The sequence below is a fragment of the Streptomyces mirabilis genome (genome assembly GCF_039503195.1).
Classification (GTDB): Bacteria; Actinomycetota; Actinomycetes; order Streptomycetales; family Streptomycetaceae; genus Streptomyces; species Streptomyces mirabilis_D.
In genome coordinates this window covers 4,916,802-4,933,242 of sequence record NZ_JBCJKP010000001.1, presented here as the reverse complement: position 1 = coordinate 4,933,242, position 16,441 = coordinate 4,916,802, and the positions used below count along the sequence as shown (strand labels likewise).

14 protein-coding genes and 1 pseudogene are annotated in these 16,441 nt (G+C 71.9%); 5 read left to right on the top strand and 10 right to left on the bottom strand.

Annotated elements, in window-relative coordinates:
- Positions 1-2: 2 nt before the first annotated feature.
- From AAFF41_RS22730 to AAFF41_RS22715, 4 genes are all read right to left on the bottom strand, one after another.
- Entirely contained in the window at positions 3-590 is a 588-nt protein-coding gene (locus tag AAFF41_RS22730; RefSeq protein ID WP_319748731.1) for a hypothetical protein, read from the bottom strand.
- Entirely contained in the window at positions 587-2,071 is a 1,485-nt protein-coding gene (locus AAFF41_RS22725; RefSeq protein WP_319748732.1) for a PTS transporter subunit EIIC, read from the bottom strand. Before AAFF41_RS22725 ends, AAFF41_RS22730 begins: the two co-directional genes overlap by 4 nt.
- Positions 2,072-2,087: 16 nt before the next feature.
- Positions 2,088-3,038, bottom strand: a complete 951-nt coding sequence (gene murQ, locus AAFF41_RS22720) for an N-acetylmuramic acid 6-phosphate etherase (protein ID WP_343324542.1) — start codon at positions 3,036-3,038, stop codon at positions 2,088-2,090.
- A 145-nt stretch (positions 3,039-3,183) separates the two neighbouring features.
- Positions 3,184-4,107, bottom strand: coding sequence for a MurR/RpiR family transcriptional regulator (locus AAFF41_RS22715; protein ID WP_054235156.1), 924 nt, complete (start codon positions 4,105-4,107; stop codon positions 3,184-3,186).
- Between the two features lie 55 nt (positions 4,108-4,162).
- On the opposite strand from AAFF41_RS22715, the gene AAFF41_RS22710 reads away from it, so the two are divergent.
- Entirely contained in the window at positions 4,163-4,558 is a 396-nt protein-coding gene (locus AAFF41_RS22710) for a hypothetical protein (protein WP_319748735.1), read from the top strand.
- Positions 4,555-4,821 carry a DUF4031 domain-containing protein gene (locus tag AAFF41_RS22705; RefSeq protein ID WP_054235190.1) on the top strand — a complete coding sequence of 89 codons (267 nt, stop codon included), beginning with the start codon at positions 4,555-4,557 and terminating at the stop codon, positions 4,819-4,821. Before AAFF41_RS22710 ends, AAFF41_RS22705 begins: the two co-directional genes overlap by 4 nt.
- Positions 4,822-4,854: 33 nt before the next feature.
- Here the strand turns inward: AAFF41_RS22705 and AAFF41_RS22700 are convergent, their stop codons facing one another.
- The 3 genes from AAFF41_RS22700 to AAFF41_RS22690 are packed head-to-tail and all read right to left on the bottom strand — an operon-like array spanning position 4,855 to position 7,921.
- Positions 4,855-5,958, bottom strand: coding sequence for a GNAT family N-acetyltransferase (locus AAFF41_RS22700; protein ID WP_343324541.1), 1,104 nt, complete (start codon positions 5,956-5,958; stop codon positions 4,855-4,857).
- 20 nt (positions 5,959-5,978) lie between these two features.
- A complete protein-coding gene (locus AAFF41_RS22695) occupies positions 5,979-7,208 on the bottom strand; it encodes a Cmx/CmrA family chloramphenicol efflux MFS transporter (RefSeq protein ID WP_343326334.1) in 1,230 nt (409 codons plus the stop codon).
- A gap of 29 nt (positions 7,209-7,237) precedes the next feature.
- On the bottom strand, positions 7,238-7,921 hold the full coding sequence (locus tag AAFF41_RS22690; protein ID WP_343324540.1) for an HD domain-containing protein: 684 nt from the start codon (positions 7,919-7,921) through the stop codon (positions 7,238-7,240).
- 499 nt (positions 7,922-8,420) lie between these two features.
- Between AAFF41_RS22690 and AAFF41_RS22685 the strand changes: the two genes are divergently transcribed.
- A complete protein-coding gene (locus AAFF41_RS22685) occupies positions 8,421-9,125 on the top strand; it encodes a copper homeostasis protein CutC (RefSeq protein WP_319748738.1) in 705 nt (234 codons plus the stop codon).
- 23 nt (positions 9,126-9,148) lie between these two features.
- Here AAFF41_RS22685 and AAFF41_RS22680 read toward each other — a convergent pair whose 3' ends face one another.
- Positions 9,149-11,191, bottom strand: a complete 2,043-nt coding sequence (locus AAFF41_RS22680; RefSeq protein ID WP_319748739.1) for a HelD family protein — start codon at positions 11,189-11,191, stop codon at positions 9,149-9,151.
- Between the two features lie 201 nt (positions 11,192-11,392).
- Positions 11,393-13,024, bottom strand: a pseudogene (locus tag AAFF41_RS22675) (IS200/IS605 family accessory protein TnpB-related protein).
- Between the two features lie 323 nt (positions 13,025-13,347).
- Here AAFF41_RS22675 and AAFF41_RS22670 point away from each other — a divergent pair.
- On the top strand, positions 13,348-13,542 hold the full coding sequence (locus tag AAFF41_RS22670; protein WP_054235163.1) for a hypothetical protein: 195 nt from the start codon (positions 13,348-13,350) through the stop codon (positions 13,540-13,542).
- Positions 13,543-13,689: 147 nt separating this feature from the next.
- Positions 13,690-14,778, top strand: a complete 1,089-nt coding sequence (locus AAFF41_RS22665; protein ID WP_425526249.1) for a glycosyltransferase 87 family protein — start codon at positions 13,690-13,692, stop codon at positions 14,776-14,778.
- On the opposite strand, the gene AAFF41_RS22660 is transcribed toward AAFF41_RS22665, so the two are convergent.
- Complete coding sequence (locus tag AAFF41_RS22660) at positions 14,736-16,379, bottom strand: DNA repair helicase XPB (RefSeq protein ID WP_343324538.1); 1,644 nt, start codon at positions 16,377-16,379, stop codon at positions 14,736-14,738. The two genes, AAFF41_RS22665 and AAFF41_RS22660, sit on opposite strands and share 43 nt — an antisense overlap.
- Between the last annotated feature and the right edge of the window lie 62 nt (positions 16,380-16,441).

The window sequence follows — 16,441 nt, the reverse complement described above, 5'->3', positions numbered from 1 at the left end:
GGCTACAGGTTGCCCATCGGCTCGATGTCCACCTTCACCGGTGTGCCCCAGATGCGCAGCACCTCGTAGTCCGTGAACTCGTGGACCAGGCGGTAGGCCATGCCGGGGCGCGGGGTGCGGCGCTCCGCGGCGAGATACCGCTCCGCCTCGACGCGGTCGCGGCGCGGGGTGCCGCACAACTGCCACGCCTGGCCGGTCCACACCTCCGGCAGCCAGCGCTGTTGGGGCTGGGGGCGGTCGGCCCGCACGCCGTACCGGGACATCGTGCGCTCGGGTGCGTCGTCGGCGCCGCTGGGGCGGCCCTGCGGGAAGGCGTCGTTGACCTCGGTGCGGCGTGCGGTGCGCCGCCGTGTCTCGCAGAGCAGGCAGAGGTCGACCGCGCCCTCGTCCACCGGGCCATTGGGGTGCTCGGCGCAGCGCGTCGTGGGCACCGCCGTCGTCACCGTCTCCTCCAGCAGGTCCAGCGCCCGCTTCAGGTCGGCCTTCACCTCGTGCAGCTTCGCGTCGGGCGTGTCGGCGCTCAGCGCGTCGCCGTGCTCGCCGAGCACGCGCAGGGCGCGGCCGAGGGCGGTCAGCTGTGCGTGGTTCACGGTGGTGGATTCCCTCCCGGGTCGGTGTCCTGCCCCTCCTTCGAAGAATCGCACACACCACTGACAGCGCCCCTGACCGTCCTCCCGAGGCCGAAGAAGTACGTCGCCGCGAACCCCACCACGTACCCCGTCAGCAGCCCGCCCGCGTAGATCGACGCCGTCAGGGCCAGTCCGCCCGTGCCCTTGAGCAGGGGGAACAGCGCCCAGCCCGAGGGGCCGATCGCCGTGGAGCCGATCTTGTCGCCGAGCATCGAGAAGAAGCCGACGAAGGCGCCGCCCGCCGCCCCGCCCGCGCAGGCGGTGACGAAGGGGCGGCCGAGGGGGAGCGAGACGCCGTAGATCAGGGGTTCGCCGACGCCCAGGAGGCCCGCGGGGAGCGCCGACCTGATCGTCGTACGGAGGGACTGGTCGTGGTGGAGGCGGACGTAGACCGCGAGCGCCGCGCCGACCTGCCCGGCGCCCGCCATCGCGAGGACGGGGAGCAGGACCGTGTAGCCCTGCTGCTGGATGAGGGTGGTGTGCAGCGGGATCAGGGCCTGGTGCAGGCCCAGCATCACCAGGGGGAGGAAGAGGCCGCCCAGGACCAGGCCCGCGAAGACGCCCGTGTGGTCGAGGAGCCAGTTCGCGCCCGTCCCGATGGCCGTCGACAGCTCGCCTGCCGTGTACATCAGGACGTAGAGCGTCACCAGGCCGGTGATCAGGACGGTGAGGGTGGGGGTGACGAGGACGTCGAGGGCTTCGGGAACCCGGCGGCGGCACCACTTCTCCACGTACGTTCCCAGGAGCGCGGCGGCCAGTGCGCCGAGTACCCCGCCCTGCCCCGGCGCCAGGGTCATGCCGAAGGCCGTCACCTTCGCGACCCCCGCGTACACGACGATCGCCGCCACCGCGCCGCCCAGGACCGGGGTGCCGCCGAACTCCTTCGCCGTGTTGTGGCCGACGAACACCGCGATCAGGGCCATGAAGCCGGAGGCGATCGCCGCGAGGGCGGGGGTGAGGGAGGGGAGCCACCCCAGATTGACCAGCAGGCCGCCCAGGCCCGCGATGACGCCGCAGCCGATCAGGGCGGGGATCAGGGGGACGAAGATGTTCGCGATCCGGCGCAGGAGGAGTTTGAGAGGGGTCGCGTTGCGCTGTTGCCGGGCCGCCTTCCACTCGGCGCCGCGTGCGGCCAGCGCGTCGGCCGTGCCGGTGTCCGGCGCACCGGCCGTGCCGGCGACGAGCGCCTCGAACTCGGGGGTCACCCGTGCGACCGTGCCCGGCCCCAGGACGATCTGGTAGCTGTCGTCGTCCGTGACCACGCCCAGTACGGCGGGCAGGGACCTGAGAGCGTCCTCGCGTACGAGGGTCCGGTCCCGCAGGCCCAGGCGCAGGCGGGTCATGCAGTGGGCGACGGAGGTGACGTTCGCGACGCCGCCGACCAGGGGGAGGATCGCGGCGGCGGTGGCGGCATGGGGGGTGAGGTCGTTCGTTGTGCGCACTCCACGAGGGTGCTGGTCAGCCCGTCGATGCGGCGAGCGCCGCGCGCAGATGGCCGTCGCTCTCCTCCAGAAGGCGGGCCGCCGTGGGCCCGTCCACGCCGCCGAGGATGGTGAGGATGGCGTTCTTCACCTCGCCGTCGGTGGCCGCGAGGGCCTGTTCGATCTCCTCGTCCGAGGCGCCGGTCGCGAGGGCGACGATACGGCGGGAGCGGGCCCGCAGCTTCTCGTTCGAGGCGCGGACGTCGACCATCAGGTTCCCGTACGTCTTGCCGAGACGGATCATCGTGATCGTCGAGAGCATGTTCAGGACGAGTTTCTGGGCCGTGCCCGCCTTGAGGCGGGTCGAGCCGGTCAGCAGCTCGGGCCCGACGACGATCTCGATGCCGTGCTCGGCCGCGGCGGCCAGCGCGCTGTGCGCGTTGCAGGACAGGCCGATCGTCAACGCGCCGCGCGCGCGGGCGTGTTCGACCGCGCCGACGGCGTACGGGGTGCGGCCGGAGGCGGAGACGCCGACCACCGTGTCGTCGGGGGTCAGGGAGAGCTCCTTCAGGTCGGCCTCGGCCAGCTCCTTGGAGTCCTCGGCGCCCTCGACCGAGGTGACCATGGCGCTCGGGCCGCCCGCGATCAGGCCCACGACCTCGGACGGGTCGGTGTTGAAGGTGGGCGGACACTCGGAGGCGTCCAGCACGCCGAGGCGTCCCGCGGTGCCCGCGCCCGCGTAGATCAGCCGACCGCCACGGGACATGCGCTCGGCCACGGCGTCGATCGCGGCGGCGATACGGGGTAGCTGGGTCGCGACGGCCGTCGGCACGGTCGCGTCCTCGGCGTTCATGATCTTCGCGATCTCCAGCGTCGACAGCCGGTCGATCTCGGACAGCTCGGGACGGAACGCCTCAGTGGTCAACGTCTCCAACTCGTCCCGCAGGGAACGGTGGTTGGAGGAGGCGTCGGCGGTGGAGGAGGTCATGACGAACGGCTCTTTCCAGTGCTGGGTGGTGAAGGCGCGCCCCTCAGGGGCGCGGGGAACTGCGCGACCAGCCACAACGGGCCCGCAGCGTGACGACTACATCCAGTCTCGGCTCCTACATCCAGCCACGGCTTCCCGCGGAGCGCTAGCGCATACGGCCCCGAGGACTGTGGCGGTGCGCCAGCGCCTCGTACGACGCGGACAGCGCCGGCGCCGCCGTCTCGTACGTCCGCTGGGCGACCCCCACGAACAGACAGTCCACCACCAGCAACTGGCTGGTGCGCGACGACATCGCCGCGGGACGCAGCTCGCTCTCGCGGGCCGTGGACGTGGTGAGTATGTGATCGGCGTACTGCGTGACGGGCCCGTCCGGGCGGCCGGTGATCGCGACCGTCGTCGCCCCGCGTTCGAAGGCGACCCGCAGCGGCTCGATGACGTCGCCCGTCGAGCCGGAGTGGGTGATCGCGATCGCCACGTCCTTGGCCCGCAGCTGCACCGCGTTGGTGACGGCGAGGTGCGGATCGCTGTGCGGGTGGGCTATGAGTCCGATGCGCAGCAGCTTCTGGGCCAGGTCCTGGGCGACGAGGCCGGACGCGCCGACGCCGTAGATGTCGATCCGGCGGGCGGCGGCGAGCGCGGTGACGGCCGCGCCCAACTGGACCGTGTCGAGCCCCGCCGCGGTGTCGGCGAGGGTTTGCTGCTCGTCGTACGCGAGTTTCGCGACGACGTCCGCGATGGGGTCGTCGACCGCGATGTCCGCGGTGACGGCGGGGGCGCGGCCCGACTGCTGCTGGGCGGCGAGGCCGGCGAGCGCGAGGCGCAGGTCGCGGTAGCCCGGGTAGCCCAGGAGGCGGGCGGTGCGCACGACCGTGGCCTCGCTGGTGCCGGTGAGCTCGGCGAGGCCGGTGACCGTGAGGGCCGCGCAGCCGGCGGGGTCGCCGGCGACGGCTTCGGCGACCCGTTGCATGGAGCGGGTCATCGACGGGGCGAGCGTCCGCACCTTGGCCGCGAGGGCGGCGGGAGCGGGCGGAGCCTCACCGGCGAAAATTTCCTTCACGTTGTGGGTCACTTGTGAAAGATATTTTCTGCTGGGGTATGCGGTCAAGGGTGCGCACAATGGGTGCATGGACCCCACCAGCCATCCCGTCAGCCCCTTGGAGCAGGCGTTGCACGCGGCCCGCGCCCTCGTTCTCGCCGATCTCGTCGCGCGTGAGGTCGCCGAGGCGGATGTCGTCTCGCTCGTCGAGGACTCGGTGGTACAGCGCCGATGGTGGGTCGAACAGTGGCCGGAGGGCGTCGGCTATGTGGCCGGGCTCGTCGCCCAGGACGTACAGGACGCGTTGCTGGAGCGGTACGGGCGGTGGCCGCTGTGTCCGGTCTGCGGCTCGGGCGACCCGCACGCCCTCGACGTCGAGCCGGAGCTCGGGCCCGACCCGCACTGGGTCTGCCACAAGGCGGGCGTGAAGGTCGCGTCGGTGGGATGCCTGGGGTCGGCGACCGGCGAGACGCCGTCCTCGTGACCGTCTACATCGACCCACCCGCCTGGCCGGGGCACGGGCGGCTCTGGTCGCACCTGGTCAGCGACGTCTCGTACGACGAACTGCACCTGTTCGCCGCGGACTTGGGTGTACCTCCGCGTGCCTTCGAGCGCGACCACTACGACCTGCCCTCCCACCGGTACGCGGACGCCGTGCGCGCCGGGGCGGTGGAGGTCAGCAGCCGCGAGGTGGTGCGGCTGCTGTACGGGGCGGGGTTGCGCCGGCGCAAGTACGTCGGCCGGTAGGAGGACCGGTCCGCCCACCGCGGTGGGCGGAGGTCAGTCCGTACGGGCGTACACCCGCAGCGAGGGATCCTGCGCGCGCAGCTCGTACGCGTACTCCTGCTCGTCCTCGCTCACCCGGGTGAATCCGGCGCGCGCGATGACCCGCTGGGAGGGTGCGTTGGTCCGCTCTATGGCCGCGAAGAGGATGTCGAGCTCGTCGTGGGCGAGGGCCCAGGCGGCCAGGGCGCGCAGGGCCTCGGTCGCGTAGCCGTGGCCGCGGGCGTTCTCGGCGAGGTCGTAGCCGACTTCCGCGCGGCCGTCCTCGTCGGGGGCGCCGTGGAAGCCCATCGCGCCGACCGCCCGGCCGTCCTCGGTCCGTACGAGCACGAACATGCCCCACTCCGGGCGGTGCACCCCGCTCTCGTACGCCTTCAGGACCATTCCGGCGGCGTCCCGCGTGCCGTCGAAGGGGCCGCCCTCGATCCACTCGAAGCCGCCGGTGCCGCCCGCGCGCAGATCGGCGGCGGCCGCCGGGGTGACTCCCTGGAGCGTGAGCCGTCCGGCCTCGATCACCAGGTTGTTGCTCCAGTGCCACTCGGTGAGCGGAGCGCGGCCGGGCAGCTCGCCGCGGCCGGTCGCCCACAGGAGGGTGGGCCACGGGTCGAACCCCGGCCTGACGTGCGGAAAGATCCGGGTGAGGACGTCCGCGCAGAGCTCGGCCGGCGGCTCGTAGGCGACCCCGAGACCCTGCGCGATGTCATGCGTGTGCAGCAGCACCTCGGTGACACCCATCGCGGCGAAGCCCTCCCGGTTCGCGCTGCGGAACGGGTACGGGTGGAAGGCACGCACCTCACGCGGCGCGGTGCGCACGGCGGCGGCGAGCAGGGCGCCGGTCGTCTCGATCACGTCGACGACGCCCGCGTTGTCGGTGCCGTCGTCCAGGGTGATCTCGAAGGGCACGTACGCCGTGGTGGCCCGCCCCGCCAACTGGCCCGCGTACGCGAGGAGATCGTCCGCGATGTGCTCGGCGGTCCTGCGGCAGCTCCACTCGAGACGGCCCGCCCCGACGCCGTCCCAGTCCCGCCCGGCCACCGCCCGCAACAGCGCGACGGCCCCCGCGACGGCTTCCTCCACCTGGTCCCCACCCACGGATCGCATGCGGCTGAGGATAGGCGCGGTCAGACGTCGTTACGTACTGGATTGTTGGTCCTGTCGGACTTTTCGGCCTTCTTGTTCATGGACACCACCACGCGGGAGGCCCGGGTACGGCGCTGGAGGCGCAGCGAGACCGCGGCCACCCCCAGGCCCGTCAGCGTCATGGCAGCGCCCGCCCAGGCCGTCGCCGGGTAGCCGAGACCCGCGTCTATGACCGTGCCGCCGACCCAGGGGCCGCCGGTGTTGCCGAGGTTGAAGGCGGCCGTGGTGGTGGCACCGGCCAGGGTGGGGGCGGCCCCGGCGAGGTTGAAGAGCCGGGCGTTGAGCGCCGGGGCGGTGAAGAAGCAGGTGACGCCGAGGAGGAAGGAGAGAGCCACGGCCGCGATCGCGTACTGCCCCAGGAGCGCGAGCGCCACGAGGACGGTGGTCGAGGCCGCGGTGCCGGAGAGGAGCACCCCGAAGAGGTGCGCGTCGGCGACCCGCCCGCCGACCGTCGTACCGATCAGCGCCCCGACCCCGAAGAGCGCGAGCACGCTCGGCACCCAGCCGTTGTCGAGCCCGGCGACATCCGTGAGCAGCGGTGAGAGATAGCTGAACGTGCAGAAGACGCCGCCCGCGGCGAGCATCACGAGTGCGACGGTGAGCCAGACCTGCGCGTCACGGTAGATGGAGACTTCCCGCCTGAGCTGCGGCTTCTCGTCGGGGAGCGGGATGCGGGGGATGAGGGTGACGACCCCGACCAGGGCGATCGCCGAGGCCGCGCCGACGGCCCAGAACGCGGACCGCCAGCCGAGATGCTCGCCGAGGAAGGCACCGACCGGGACCCCGAGCACGTTCGCGATCGACAGACCGCCGATCATCACCGCGAGCGCGCGGGCCCGGGCGGTCACCGGGACCATCGCGATGGCCACCGCCGCGCCCACGGCCCAGAAGCCCGCACAGGCGAGGGCGCTGACGATCCTGGAGGCGAAGAGCACGGCGTACGTCGGCGCCAGCGCGCCGGCGATCTGGCCGAGCCCGAAGACGGCGATGAGCGAGACGAGGGTGGTACGGCGGGGGAGGCGGAGGGTGGCCACGGCGAGCAGCGGCGCGCCGACGACCATGCCTATGGCGAACGCCGATATGAGCAGGCCCGCCTGCGGAATCGTGACACCCATGTCGTCGGCGATGGGCGGCAGGAGTCCCGAGAGCATGAACTCGCTGGTCCCGAGGGCGAAGACGGAGAGGGCGAGGATGTGGACGGCGAGGGGCATGCGGGGGCCGGGCGGCCGACTGGGGCGGCTCACTTGGCGGTCTTCCGGGGTGGGTTCGGTGCGTCCGGCGTGGCTTCGGCGAGGTGGGCGAGCTCGTGCCGGATGTTCTCCCGGGCCCGCTCCTCCCACTCCCGTGTTCCGTACGGCGTCCTGAACAGCCGTGGCAGGTCGAGGAGTTGACGCAGTACGGCTGCCCGGCCCGCCCGGAACGCCTCGTCCGGGACGAAGGCGTACTCCTCGCGGACGGCGGCGGTGTAGGCGGCGTAGGTGTCGGGGATCGAGGCGAGGATCGCGAGGTCGGCGTCGCAGAGGACCCGGCCGTTGCGGTCGTCGTCGGTCGGGGCGTGGGTGACGGTGAGCCGGACGAGACGCCCGACCTCGGCTGACTTCTCCTCTCCCACCCCGGCCTCGGGCAGGGCGCGTTCGGCGAGGCGGGCGGAGCGTTCCTCGTTCTCGGAACGGTCGGGGAGGTAGACGGCGTCGTGGAACCAGGCGGCGAGGCGGACGAGGGCGGGGTCGTCCGCGTACTCCTCCAGTACGTCGATGTGGTCGAGGACCGCGGTGAGGTGCGCGAGGGTGTGGTAGCGGCGCTGTGGCTCCTGCCAGCGGGCGAGGAGGTTGTCCGCGTACGGGGCGGGGTCGGGGCCGCCGGGGGAGCGGGCGCCGTCGAGGGCATGGGACCAGCGGGTGCGCAGCGCGTCGAGGTCGGGCATGCGTCGATTCTCCCGCTTGGGCTGCTCGGCCCCTAGGGCCTGTCCGGCGGAGCAGGCCGGAGGGAAGCGTCGGTACCTCATGAGCACCGGCGACCGACGACAACGTGGCAGATGTGCGCACCAAGCCCCGCGTCTCCGGCATGATCCGCCGGACAGGCCCTAGCGTGTGTTGCCCCCGGGAACAGGGGTCCCTCGAACGCCGACCGAGCCGAGGCTTCCAGGGGCGCGGGGAACTGCGCGACAAGCCCCCACCGTCCCGCAGCCGAAGCACCCGGCGAGGGCGGGGCATCGGGGCGGAGCCCCGCCTGGGGGGGCGCGGGGAACTGCGCGATCGGCCACCGCCGTCCCGCAGGCGAACGAATTCGCGTGGGCGGGGGATTCGGGGCGGAGCCCCGGTGATGTGTCCCGGTAAAGGGCGAGGCCTTCTCGCGGTGGTCGGTCGGCGCGGCGTACCCTGAGATTGGACTAGACCTGTAGCCGCCCCAGAGGAAGAGGCCCCATGAGCGAGCGCAAGCGTGCAGTTCTGGAGGTGATCGCCCTCGGTGTGGAGGACGCGGTCGCCGCCCAGGCCGGAGGCGCCGACCGGCTGGAGCTGGTCACCGACATGGCCGCCGACGGGCTCACCCCGGCGGTGGAGACCTTCGTCGGGATCCGCTCCGCCGTCGACATCTCGCTGCGCGTGATGCTGAGGCGGGCGGACGGCTTCGCGGCGGGCGGCGCCAAGGACGTCGACGCGCTCGTACGGCTCGCGGGGGAGATGCGGGCCGCCGGCGCGGACGAGTTCGTGCTCGGTTTCCTCGACGAGCACGGCGGTCCCGACCTGTCCGCCGTGGAGCGGATCGTCGCGGAACTGGACGGCTGCCCCTGGACGTTCCACCGCGCGATCGACCGCGCCGCCGACCGCGACTCCCTGCGCAAGCAGCTCGCGGACCTGCCGGGCCTGGACGCGTACCTCACGGCGGGTTCCCCGGACGGCGTGGACGACGGTTTCCCGACCCTCCTCGCCGAGGCCGCCCGCCGCACCGAACCCGGTTACGAGCCCCGGATCATGGTGGGCGGCGGGCTGCGTCTCGATCATGTTCCTCGGTTGAGGGCCGCGCGGATCGACGCCTTCCACATCGGTGGAGCGGCCCGGCCCGGCGGATGGGACGGGCCGGTGGCGGTGGCGGCCGTACGGGAGTGGCGGCAGGCCCTGGACGCGTAGCGGCCGGCAAAGGGCCCGCCCGACTAGGCCAGTTGCTGCGGCAGCGGGGCCGCGTGGGTGACGGTCAGACCCGAGACCGCTCGGGTCAGGGCCACGTACAGGCGGCGCAGTCCGGTCCGTTCGTCCGGCTCGCCGTCGACCACGGCCTGCGGCTCGTCCAGGACCACGTAGTCGTACTCCAGGCCCTTGGCGAGGGAGGCGGGGACAAGGGTGAGGCGGGTCTGAGCCGTCGTCTCCTCGCCGGGGCCCAGGTACGTCAGGCCCGCCGCCGTCAGCGCCTCGGTCAGCGCCGGGATCCGGGCGTCGGCGGCGATGAGGCCGACCGAACCCTCGTTGCGCAGCAACTCCTCGCAGGCGTCCACGACCTGCTCGTCGGTGGTTGTCGGCCGCACCTCGAAGAAGCCCGGGTTCTCACGGACCGACGCCACCGGGGTCAGGCCCGGCGCGATGTGCGGCAGCAGTCGGGAGGCGTAGGTGATGACGTCGGTGGGGACGCGGAAACCGGCGGTCAGCTCCTCGATCACCGCTTCCCCCTTGCCGAGGTGCGCGAGCGCCTCGTCCCAACTCCGCGTCGCCCAGGGGGTCGTGCCCTGGGCGAGATCACCGAGCACGGTCGCCGAACCCGTCGTGCAGCGCCGCCCCACCGCCCGGTACTGCATCGGCGACAGATCCTGCGCCTCGTCGAGCACGACATGGCCGAGGGAGTGGGTGCGCTGGACGAGATCGGTGGCCTCGTCGATCAGCACGGCGTCGGCGGGCGACCACTTGGCCGACTTCACCGACCGCACCGGCTTCGACCAGAGGATCTCCTTCTGTTCGTCCTCGTCGAGGATGCCGTCCGCGTGGACGGCCAGGAAGTCGGCGTCGGTGAGCAGACGAAGGACCAGCTTGGCGGGGTCGACCGGCGGCCAGATCGCCTTGACGGCCGCCTTCACCGCGGTGTTGCGGGCCACGGCGTCCTGCACCCGGTCGTCCGGTGCCTCGCCCGAGCGTTCCATCTGGACCAGCACGGCGTGCGCGATCCGCTGCGGAAGGGCCTCGCGGGCGGCGCCGTACCGGATGTCGCGGTCCAGCAACTCCCCGACGATCGTCTCGAGTTCGTACGCCGGGACACGCCAGCGCCGCGATCCGCGCACGACCACGACGCCCTCGGTCGGGAGCGTCACATGCGAGCGGACGGCCCGGCGCAGCACCTCGGCCATCCGGGCGTCGCCCTTGACGACGGCGGCGGTCGCGTCGTCCGTCCCGCGTACCTCCACATGCGCGACGAGGTCGTCGACCGTCGCCTGCTTGACCTCGAGCTCGCCCAGCGCGGGCAGCACCTGCTCGATGTAGTGCAGGAAGGACTTGTTCGGCCCGATGACCAGGGTGCCGGTGCGGGCCAGCCGCTCCCGGTGGGCGTAGAGGAGGTAGGCGACGCGGTGCAGGCCGACGGCCGTCTTCCCGGTGCCGGGGCCGCCCTGCACACAGACGGAGCCCGCGAGACCCGACCGTACGATCTCGTCCTGCTCCGGCTGGATGGTCGCCACGATGTCCCGCATCGGGCCCACGCGCGGGCGCTCGATCTCCTGCTGGAGCAGCTTGCTGGTCGCCGCGGCCTCGGAGGGGTCGGACAGGTGCTCGTCCTCGTACGCCGTGAGGTCGCCGCTGGTGTACCCGAAGCGGCGGCGCAGTCCGACGTCCATCGGGTCCTTCTTCGAGGCCCGGTAGAACGGCTGCGACACCGGGGCGCGCCAGTCGATGACCATCGGGTCGCCCTCGGCGTCGTGCACATGCCGGCGCCCGATGTAGAAACGCTCGCCCTCCGCGCCCTCCGCCTTGTCGGCGCCGGGCGCGTGCAGATAGTCGAGGCGGCCGAAGAACAGCGGGGTGTGGCTGAGGTCGGCGAGGGCCTTGATCCGCTCGTCGATCTGGTGCTGGAGGACCGCGGCGTTCACCCAGTTCGCGGTGACGTCCGTGATGTCGAGGTTCTCCACGTCCTCGCGCATCGCGCGCAGTGCCGCGCGGGACGAGCCGAGGTGGGCGCGCTCGCGGGAGAGGGGGTCCTGGGCGGGTGGGGTGGACAACGTGGTGCCTCCGGAAGACCTGCTGCGTGTGAGTGGGTACGGCGGTCGAGCCGTTGGATGCCGTCCGGTTTCCGTCCGGGCAGCGGCACTCCGTCGAGGGAGGCGGGCAAGAGCGGAGATTCTAGGTCAGGGGAGGAGGTCCGGGCCAACCCTTTTCCGCGGCATCGTTCGCGGCGCGCGGCATCAGGGATGCGACCGTTCCTAAAGACTGAGCGGGAGTGAGTCCTGTTGCCAGGACCCGTGCTCAGCCGCGTGCCCCGGACGGTGTTGGGCACACTGGGCTCCCGCGTTCGCTCCGCGTCCGGGCGGTACGGATCGTGTCCGTGATCCGGGAATGCGGGGGCGGGTTCCCTCGCACCCAGAGACCTCCGGTCGGGCCTGGACGGTCCGATGCCCCGCACGATCACTCTGGTCGTGCGGGGGCGGTGCCGCCCGTCGCCGGGTCGGGTGTCCCTGAGCGCGCCTTCCGATCGCCACCGCTGCCGCGTCGTGGCGAGTCGTCTTACGGTTGCTGCTGGTGAGAGGCTTCTGCCAGTGCTGGGCTCCCCAGCGGGAGGTGTAGGCGGGGTCCACGGCGATGATGGCGATGCCCGTCTGGTCGGCCATCGAGGTCAGCCGGGCGCGGAGTCTCCCGGTGGGCATGCCGGAGATGACCTGTCGGAACCGCTTCCGGCGGCCGTGCTTCTCGCGGGTCTTGTCCGCCGTGAAGTCCAGGTCTTCGATCGCGATCGCCTTTACGCCGCAGGCCCGGACCCAGTGCAGCAGCCGGGTGAGGGCGTGGCGGACCTGGGCGTCGCGGTGGGTGGCGCTGCCGGACAGGGCGTAGAAGAAACGGCGCGGGGCACCGATGGGGTTGCCGTGGACGTCCAGTCGCCAGGCGGCGAGGTGGTCAGCGTTCATGTCCACGCCGATCACGCCGCCGGCGAGCGCGGCACGGATGGGGATGGCTGGGGTGGGCGGGATCTGCCAGGAAGCGGTCAGGTACCAGCGGTCCCGGCCCACGTCCAGATGAACGCGGTAGGCCACGGCACGATTGGCCTCGACGCGGTCGGCCCACTCGGTGCCCCGGTGCGGGAACCTGACCTGGCAGGCGAGGATGTACCGGCCGTGCCCGGCGTTCGCCAGACGCGCAGGCGGCGCGGGGAGTTTGATGCTCACCTCGCCGTCGGGGCTGACGCGGATGGTCTCGTTGCCGTAGCGCTTGCCGGACTCTCCGTCGGCGGCGAGGAACCAGCGCTCGGCCTCCCAGAGTTCACGCCACTGGTCCTCGGTCAGCTGGGCGGCATCCAGGTGGTGCCGGATGCGGGCCAGGCGCTTGCCGCCGCGTACGACGTGCACGAGTCCGGCTTCGCGGTCGGCCCGCTCGGCGGCCAGCCGGTCTTCCAGCACATGCAGGCGACGCGCCTTGGCATGCCACTCCCGCTTCGACCGGTAACCCCCGGGCGACTTTTTGGAGCCCTTCTGCCCGAGGGGCAGGGACAGCCGGTGCATGACGGTTTTGATGCCGACTTCCAGGCCCTGGACGTGCGCCGGCTGACAGCGGCGGGCCAACGCCCACTGGTCGTGCGACGCCTTCGTGATACTGCCCGCCCAACGTGACGACGACAGAGGCGTCAGCTCGCGCTTGCGGGCCGCCCAGATGTCGGCGGAATGCTCCAGACCGTCACGGCACCGCGCCGCAAGATCCTTCGCAGCGAGCGACCCCAGATACGCGCCGACCAGCCGCAGCACCTTGTCGTCCCCAGGCGCCAGGAGCTTGAGCCGGGTACGGACCGCCACACCGGTCGGACCGGACGCGACGAACGACTCTGCCGCCTTCCTCAGCCCGCCCACCCCACCCCTCCGCCCTCCGCCCGGCCGCACCCGAAGATCCCGTCACCACGTCCAACGAGCTCCACTCGCAGAGGTCACGCATTCGACAGAAGAACACCGGTTCCCTCCCGGCGCGTGACGCGACGCATCCCACCGGCACTCGCTCCCGCTCACCAGAACGAACTCGAGTGCACTCCAGCGGCAGCAGCTCCCAACCCCCATATCCCTAGGGGTCGCCGTCCGTCGTGAGGCGTACACGCAGAGGCCTGGAGGCGTACGAGGGGTCGCCGAGGTTCGGTCCATAGGCCGACGCCATAAGGGGGCGCGCATTCCATCATGGATACATGAGCGCAGCAACCTTCACCCCAGGCCCTTCCCAGCGCGGTCCCGCCGCTCGTGGCGCGACCGCCTTCTCCGCCGCCCACCACCGCCACCGTGTCGGCGACGCCCTGCACGCCGTCAAGGTCTTCGTGGGCGCGGCGTTCGGCGTGGTGCTCCTCGGGGAGTACGAGGAGGAGGCGGGCGTACGACGCCGGTGAGCCGTCCGCCGGGGTGAACCGTCCCGGCACTAGGGTCACCCCGTGCTTCAGCGGAACGTGACCAATCGCTCACTCGGCGAAGTTCTCCCGTCCTTCGTCCCCCGTTTCTCCGTCTCCCGCTTCCCCGCGTCTCTTCTGCCCCTCCTCCTGCCTGCCGCTTCCCTCACCGCGTTCGCCGCGCTGTGTCTTCTCCGGCGCACCCCGATGGCCGACGCGCTCGTCTACCGGGCCGAGGGTGCGGCCGTCGTCCACGGCACGGATCTCTACGGGTTCACTGTCACCGAGTGGCAGCTGCCCGCCACGTACCCGCCCTTCGCGGCGGTCCTCTTCGTCCCGCTGGCCTGGCTCCCGCTGTCCGTCCTCAAGGCGGCCTGCGTCGCCGGGAACGTGGCCCTGCTGGCCGTGCTGGTCCGGCTCTCCTGCCGTCTCGCGGGCCTGCCGACGCGGCTGCCCGCGCTCTGTGCCGCCACCGCGCTCGCCCTGTGGCTCGAACCCGTCTTCCAGACCGTGCTCTTCGGCCAGATCAACCTCGCCGTCGCCTGCCTGATCCTCTGGGACCTGACACGGCCGCCCGGCGCCCCCGGCAAGGGCATCGCCCTCGGCATCGCGGCCGGGGTGAAACTGACCCCCGCCGTCTTCGTGGCGTATCTGGTGCTCAGGGGCCGGCGACGGGAAGCGGCCACCGCCCTGGCGGCCTTCGCCGGGACCGTAGTCCTGGGAGCGCTCGCCCTTCCCGCCGCGAGCGTCGACTTCTGGACCCGGCGGCTCCACGAGACCGGCCGCGTCGGCAAGGTGTGGATCGTCGACAACCAGTCGCTGCAGGGGCTGATCGCGCGGGCGCTGGGGGACCCGGCACCGGGTTTGCTGTGGGCCGTACCCGCGCTGGCCGTCGCGGCGACGGGACTGTGGCTGGCCCGCCGCGCGCGCACCGACCGCCAGGGCGTCCTCGTCACCGCCCTCACGGCCCTGCTGATCTCACCCATCAGCTGGTCGCACCACTGGGTGTGGTGCGTCCCGCTGATCGCCGTGCTGTACGCCGAACGCGGCCCGCGCGCGGCCGCCGCCACCGCCGTGGTCTTCGCGGCCCGCACCCTCTGGCTGGTCCCGCACCAGGGCGATCTGGACCTTCGCCTGCCCTGGTGGCAGCAGCCGTTCGCCTCGCCGTACCCCCTGCTGGGGTTGGTACTGCTGGCTCAGTTGTCGGCCAGGAGCTCGTCCGCGTCGACGATCCGGTAGGCGTACCCCTGCTCAGCCAGGAACCGCTGCCGATGGGCGGCGAAGTCCTGGTCGATGGTGTCGCGGGCGACGACGGAGTAGAAGTGCGCCTGGTGGCCGTCGGCCTTCGGGCGCAGCACGCGGCCGAGGCGCTGGGCCTCCTCCTGGCGCGAGCCGAAGGTGCCCGACACCTGGATGGCGACGGTCGCCTCCGGCAGGTCGATGGAGAAGTTGGCGACCTTCGACACGACGAGCACGCTGATCTCGCCCTCCCGGAAGGCGTCGAACAGCTTCTCCCGCTGCGCGTTGCTGGTCTCGCCCTTGATGACAGGCGCGTTCAAGTGTTCGCCCAGCTCGTCGAGTTGGTCGATGTACTGACCGATCACGAGGATCTGCTGTCCCGCGAACTTCCGTACCAGCGCCTCGGTCACCTTCCGCTTCGTCGCGGTCGTCGCGCAGTAGCGGTACTTCTCCTCGGTCTCGGCGGTGGCGTACGCGAGCCGCTCGGCGTCGGTGAGGTTGACGCGGACCTCGACACAGTCGGCGGGCGCGATGTACCCCTGCGCCTCGATCTCCTTCCAGGGCGCGTCGAACCGCTTGGGCCCGATGAGCGAGAAGACGTCCGACTCGCGCCCGTCCTCGCGGACCAGGGTCGCGGTCAGGCCCAGCCGCCGCCGTGCCTGGAGATCGGCCGTGAACTTGAAGACGGGCGCGGGCAGCAGGTGCACCTCGTCGTAGACGATGAGTCCCCAGTCCCGGGAGTCGAACAGCTCCAGGTGGGGATAGACGCCCTTCCGCTTGGTCGTCAGCACCTGGTACGTGGCGATGGTGACCGGGCGGATCTCCTTCCTCGTCCCGCTGTACTCGCCGATCTCGTCCTCGGTCAGCGAGGTCCGCTTCACCAGCTCGTGCTTCCACTGCCGGGCGGAGACGGTGTTGGTGACGAGGATGAGCGTGGTGGCCTTGGCCTGCGCCATGGACCCGGCGCCGACGAGCGTCTTCCCGGCTCCACAGGGCAGGACGACAACGCCCGACCCGCCGTGCCAGAAGTTCTCCACGGCCTGCTTCTGGTACGGCCGCAGCGCCCAGCCGTCCTCCGCCAGCTCGATCGGGTGCGCCTCCCCGTCGACGTACCCGGCGAGGTCCTCGGCCGGCCAGCCCAGCTTCAGCAGCGTCTGCTTGATCTGCCCGCGCTCAGAGGGGTGCACGGCCACGGTGTCCGGGTCGATCCGGTTGCCGACGAGCGGGATGACCCGCTTCGACCGCAGGATCTCCTCCAGGATGGGCCGGTCGGTGGTGGTCAGGACCAGCCCGTGGGCCGGGTGCTTGCTGAGGGTGAGACGCCCGTAACGGTCCATCGTCTCGGCGATGTCGACGAGCAGCGCGTGCGGCACGGGGTAGCGGCTGAATTCGACGAGCGCGTCGACGACCTGCTCGGCGTCGTGGCCCGCGGCCCGTGCGTTCCACAGGCCGAGCGGCGTCACCCGGTAGGTGTGGATGTGCTCGGGCGCGCGCTCCAGCTCGGCGAACGGCGCGATGGCGCGACGGCAGGCGTCGGCCTGCTCGTGGTCGACTTCCAGGAGCAGGGTCTTGTCGCTCTGAACGATGAGGGGTCCGTTCACACCCGTCCCTTTCTGCGTGCCGTCACCCCGCGCGGATGACCGGCCAAACGTCCAGTGTGCCT

Coding starts and splice junctions, on each gene's coding strand:
- murQ (WP_343324542.1), bottom strand. CDS start 3,038: ATGACCTCCTCCACCGCCGACGCCTCCTCCAACCACCGTTCCCTGCGG.
- AAFF41_RS22710 (WP_319748735.1), top strand. CDS start 4,163: ATGGACCCCACCAGCCATCCCGTCAGCCCCTTGGAGCAGGCGTTGCAC.
- AAFF41_RS22700 (WP_343324541.1), bottom strand. CDS start 5,958: ATGCGATCCGTGGGTGGGGACCAGGTGGAGGAAGCCGTCGCGGGGGCC.
- AAFF41_RS22695 (WP_343326334.1), bottom strand. CDS start 7,208: ATGCCCCTCGCCGTCCACATCCTCGCCCTCTCCGTCTTCGCCCTCGGG.
- AAFF41_RS22690 (WP_343324540.1), bottom strand. CDS start 7,921: ATGCCCGACCTCGACGCGCTGCGCACCCGCTGGTCCCATGCCCTCGAC.
- AAFF41_RS22685 (WP_319748738.1), top strand. CDS start 8,421: ATGAGCGAGCGCAAGCGTGCAGTTCTGGAGGTGATCGCCCTCGGTGTG.
- AAFF41_RS22670 (WP_054235163.1), top strand. CDS start 13,348: ATGAGCGCAGCAACCTTCACCCCAGGCCCTTCCCAGCGCGGTCCCGCC.